Genomic DNA, 1,262 nt, shown 5'->3' with positions numbered 1-1,262 from the left:
CAAGAAAAGAACCCTGGCTTTTCACCTGCTTTGTAATATTCGATTGGTAAGCCATAAATACTATTAAACCCTTGAATTGTTGGTTGACCTTTACCACTGGGGTACACCGTGGCTTCTAGTTTGAGCTCTATCTGGTCGCCTGGCTGCAAACCAAATTCAGTCAAAAATGCATTGTAATTTATTTCAGCTTGCCAACCTGTTCGAGCAGGCTGAAGCATCCATATCGCATCTACTAATATGGGGGAATTAAGGGGGATTTGTTTAAATACTCGATGCTTTGTGTAACGTGACATTTGAAGTTGTATCATTTCTGCATATTTTTTGCATCTTCGACGTCATTGGAAATAAGCTAGACACCCATTTTAACTCCTATTCTAATTATAAGATGTTCAAGGTATTCCCATAAACAACTGCAGTGCTAAGCGCTTTGCTTTGTATTTCCATGTTAGTTTTTCGATACGCTCAGGCTCACCTTTAAAATGCAGCCAAGGTTTGGTTATTTCTTCGTTCGGTGTAGCTCTAAGCCAATTAAAATGCGCAGCCTCTTTATTGAATTTCTGCCAAATTTCGACTTGTTGAGCAAGCGAAAAATCACTCCAAAAATTATTGGGTCTGTCATTTTGCTTATCAAATTCAGCAGTTAATTCATCAAGGTGGCGGTAGTTTTCATACTCAGGCACATCAGGCAGTGGTTGGTTGTTATCCATAAACCGCACTACTCGTTCCCAATATAAATAGCAGTTCATCGGGTTATTTGAGTTATCAGGCACTTGAACAGCTATTTTAGTCTCAGGGTATTTATCCTCATCAATATGACTAATAAAAGGCACAAACCCCATTACACCCGGGCGTGTTGCCACTATATCAAGGTGGCATACAATATCAGCCCATTTAAAACAGCAATTACCCAGCTCATCACGCTCTTCACAACCGGGTATCTTATAAGTAAAGCCGACTAACTGTTTTTTTCTGTCAAAATATATTTGCTTTTTAGGGAGGTAACTCTCTGTTAGTGGTAATAAGTTAAGAAAAAACAGGTTCCAAGAAAAAGTAAGTGCGGGCACCCACCAATGATAAGGTTCATCCGAATATGTCATCACAATACAAGATAGTAATAGTAACAAACTTAAAACAAAGCCGATTATGATTGGGCCAAACAATATAACTCTAATTGGGCTATTTCCGCACATTTCTACTTTATATCGTTCAGGATGTTTTTGTATTTCTTTTTGCTTTCTTGCAGGTAAATTATATAAATAGCA

General features: G+C 38.1%; 2 protein-coding genes. Both read right to left on the bottom strand.

The features are described 5' to 3' along the window. The coding region (locus H5232_RS23245) for a hypothetical protein (protein ID WP_182798118.1) at positions 1-293 on the bottom strand (293 nt) is incomplete at its 3' end. A gap of 96 nt (positions 294-389) precedes the next feature. Further along, positions 390-1,262, bottom strand: an 873-nt coding sequence (locus tag H5232_RS23240; protein ID WP_259400194.1) for a hypothetical protein, incomplete at its 5' end; no start/stop codon positions are given.

Source organism: Pseudoalteromonas sp. SG41-5 (assembly GCF_014164495.1).
In the GTDB taxonomy this organism is placed as follows: Bacteria; Pseudomonadota; Gammaproteobacteria; order Enterobacterales; family Alteromonadaceae; genus Pseudoalteromonas; species Pseudoalteromonas rhizosphaerae.
Note: the sequence above shows the minus strand (reverse complement) of the source record. Positions and strands in the feature narration are given on the sequence as shown.